The organism is Staphylococcus sp. HMSC067F07, from assembly GCF_001837405.1.
GTDB lineage: Bacteria > Bacillota > Bacilli > Staphylococcales > Staphylococcaceae > Staphylococcus > Staphylococcus capitis.
Genome location: NZ_KV832215.1, coordinates 1 through 2968, shown reverse-complemented (window position 1 = coordinate 2968; position 2968 = coordinate 1). Strand labels below are relative to the sequence as shown.

Genomic DNA, 2968 nt, shown 5'->3' with positions numbered 1-2968 from the left:
ACCACTGATGACTGTGGTCGTGATGTGAACAAGAATTTCTAGCATGAATAACACCTCCTCTCTGCGTCTAAATTTGACGCCTGAGAGATAGGCGACTATAGTATTATACCATCTGTAAATATACAAGCATATCTACTTCCGATAAGTCGTCTTATGTTATATAACTTTGTTTTTTTAGTACCTAGACAAGAAGAAACGCATTTCAAAATCATCCACCAAAAACTTGTCGAATGGTCGGTTTAATAGCTCACGCTATACCGACATTCGTCTACAAGTTTAGTTAAGGGTTCTTCTCAACGATCAATAAATTTTCTCGTCATAAATGCGTGTCCTATTATTTATTTTATTCACTTTAAATAAAAAAACGTGAAGTAAGCGAACTTGCAACTTACCTCACGTTTTATACCTAAAATGTCTTATTCACTAATAATTTGACATTTATTCACATAGCCATTGTAAATATAAAATCTGACATCTTTATTACCAATTTTGTACATATATTCTTCACCCCATGCTGAAGCAGGAGAGTAAGAATTTGGTTGACCATAATTTTGAATTAAAGTATTTTTATTAATAGATTTTCCATCGAGAGAGAAGAAAACACCATTAGCTTTATTCTCAGATACACCATAAAGTGTTTGATCGTATAAATTTATTCGATTGTCACCGGTTGTATTCTTTGCTATTTGATAGCCGTTGATAGTAAAATTATCGTATTTCAATGACTCTTTGAAATTTTTGTCTAATATAAATCCACTTTGATACGCAGTATAACCATCATAATTATAATAAGGTTCAATAGACTCTTGTGCCTGTGCTTCCGTTGCATTAAATAGTTCGGGCGTTACAGAGAAACCCAAAACAATACCGCTAGCTAGAATAATTTTAGAAAATTTCTTCATAAAAACCCTCCTAATTATTTATAATACATCTATTATTATTACATATATATTACAAAAAAACATCAAAATTACAAAAAAATTACAAAAAATCATCTGAAGTTATTACTTTATCAACTTCGAAATTTAAACCACCAATCATTTTTTGTTTATTCAATTTTTCAATATAAAAGATACTATTGATATTATACTCTTGACAATTATAGATACATTTAATATTCGGTCATAACATACATGGTTATACAATTCTTTAAATAAATCATTTTTATCATTCATTTTGAAAAATGGTGGTTTTTGTTTTTACTTTATTATTTACGTTAGCTTTTACTTCAATGAATTTCTTTAACTCAGCAAACGCCGAAGAAAATAACACTACTAATTATCAGGAATTACAAAAAGATGGAACTTTAGATAAGTCTGTTACTCAAGAGCAGTGGAATCAATTCTTACAAAATTTAAGTCAAGCAAAACAGCAAATAGAAAATAAAAGCGATGTATCTACTAGATCTAAATTTCATTTAAAAGCTGGAGATGTTTTAATTTCTAATGCTACCAGTTCTTGGGGTTTAACTGGACATGCTGCAATTGCAATTAGCATCAAAAAAATATTACATATTTATGGTAAAGGTCATCATCCAGCTACACATTCTTTATCTTGGTTTAAGAAAAGATATGCTAAGAAAGGTAAATGGATGAAAATTTATCGTTCAAAAAAACATGGAGCAGGTTCTAAAGCAGCTAGATGGGCTAGAAAACATTATGTAGGTAAAAAATACAGATATGGTATTAATACTCATCTATCTAAAAGAAATCCTACGTATTGTTCAAAAATTGTTTATCAAGCATATAGATATGGAATAGGTAGAAAAGCAATGTCTTCACCAACACCAATAGTTTCACCATATACATTACCTAATTTTTCTTCTAATTCTTATAAGTTAAAAAGAGTGAAAACTTATTAAGATTTTTAAACTTTCTATGCTAATAAGCCTCTTACAAATTTGTATGTGCTAAACTGTTTGTGTCAGATGACATTAGATAGCATCTCCTCGTGTTGATTATTTTGATTGGCTAACCAATATTAATTCTAGCAAGAAGAGATGCATTTTTTTGTGACAACGGTAGAACCTGTTCTGAACCATACGCTATGCGTATGGTATTCTTTATACAAACAAAAAACAGGGTACTACTTTAAAGTAATACCCTGTTTTAAAATTAAATTTTAATTTATTAAACAAATTTAAGTACTTGGTCAACGATTTTAGCAATTGTATTAGCAATGCCAAAGCCCATGTCTACCCAGTCTTGTTTGACATGTAAACCTGAATTTACTGCATTATGTAATGATTCAACAATACCTGACATAAATGTACACTCCTTTATACAAATTAAAATGATGTAACCATATAAGTTTATATCATTTCTAGAATGATTTGTAAACTTAATTTACACTATTTTAATATATCACATCATTAACAATGACAAAAAATACCGGACTCTATATTAAATAGAATCTGGTATTTTTGATTTGTCCATCCATTTTTTTAATATAAAAAGATGTTATTAATATCATGCTCTTGGAGATTATATATAAATTTAGTATTCAATATTTGGTATTTTATTTACATGTTTTTGATAACGTTTAAGTACACTATAACCAATAGTACAAATAGCTATTGCTACAAATAATTTTTTCAAATTTGTCATTCCTTTACTCTATTTGTTTTCATAATAATTTAATTCTAAATCTTTAGATGTTTGTTTTCGAATAGTTCTCATTAATCCAATATCATTAACTAATGATTGGCCATAAGATGGTATCATTTTTTTGATTTTTGGTGTCCATTTTGATTCATATTCTGAGAAGTTTTTTTCAAGTACTTCTAAAGCTACAGAAACTGAAGTTGAAGCCCCAGGCGATTCTCCTAGTAAAGCAATAATTGAGTGATCTTTAGAATTAACTACTTCCGTTCCAAATTGAATATAACCTTTTCCATGTTCAGGTGTATCTTTGATGACTTGTACACGTTTACCAGCAGTATATAACTGCCAATCTTCATCACGTGCTT

The 2968-nt window shown here is 29.0% G+C and carries 5 protein-coding genes; 1 reads left to right on the top strand and 4 read right to left on the bottom strand.

Features of this window, described 5'->3' with window-relative positions:
• Window positions 1-416: 416 nt before the first annotated feature.
• Complete coding sequence (locus HMPREF2706_RS01645) at window positions 417-902, bottom strand: immunodominant staphylococcal antigen IsaB family protein (protein ID WP_049426986.1); 486 nt, start codon at window positions 900-902, stop codon at window positions 417-419.
• Window positions 903-1183: 281 nt separating this feature from the next.
• Here HMPREF2706_RS01645 and HMPREF2706_RS01640 point away from each other — a divergent pair, with 281 nt between their 5' ends.
• Window positions 1184-1861: a C40 family peptidase gene (locus tag HMPREF2706_RS01640; RefSeq protein ID WP_049426988.1), complete on the top strand. Its 678-nt coding sequence runs from the start codon at window positions 1184-1186 to the stop codon at window positions 1859-1861.
• A 268-nt stretch (window positions 1862-2129) separates the two neighbouring features.
• On the opposite strand, the gene HMPREF2706_RS01635 is transcribed toward HMPREF2706_RS01640, so the two are convergent.
• From HMPREF2706_RS01635 to HMPREF2706_RS01630, 3 genes are all read right to left on the bottom strand, one after another.
• Window positions 2130-2264: a beta-class phenol-soluble modulin gene (locus HMPREF2706_RS01635; protein WP_002436888.1), complete on the bottom strand. Its 135-nt coding sequence runs from the start codon at window positions 2262-2264 to the stop codon at window positions 2130-2132.
• A 231-nt stretch (window positions 2265-2495) separates the two neighbouring features.
• Window positions 2496-2606, bottom strand: a complete 111-nt coding sequence (locus tag HMPREF2706_RS11815) for an SE2200 family small protein (RefSeq protein WP_080550853.1) — start codon at window positions 2604-2606, stop codon at window positions 2496-2498.
• A 9-nt stretch (window positions 2607-2615) separates the two neighbouring features.
• A partial coding sequence (locus tag HMPREF2706_RS01630) for a malate:quinone oxidoreductase (RefSeq protein ID WP_176746157.1) occupies window positions 2616-2968 on the bottom strand: 353 nt, incomplete at its 5' end.

What these genes read in the sequence shown, in the direction of transcription:
- HMPREF2706_RS01645 (WP_049426986.1), bottom strand. Translation starts at nt 902, where the DNA reads ATGAAGAAATTTTCTAAAATTATTCTAGCTAGCGGTATTGTTTTGGGT.
- HMPREF2706_RS01640 (WP_049426988.1), top strand. Translation starts at nt 1,184, where the DNA reads ATGGTGGTTTTTGTTTTTACTTTATTATTTACGTTAGCTTTTACTTCA.
- HMPREF2706_RS01635 (WP_002436888.1), bottom strand. Translation starts at nt 2,264, where the DNA reads ATGTCAGGTATTGTTGAATCATTACATAATGCAGTAAATTCAGGTTTA.
- HMPREF2706_RS11815 (WP_080550853.1), bottom strand. Translation starts at nt 2,606, where the DNA reads ATGACAAATTTGAAAAAATTATTTGTAGCAATAGCTATTTGTACTATT.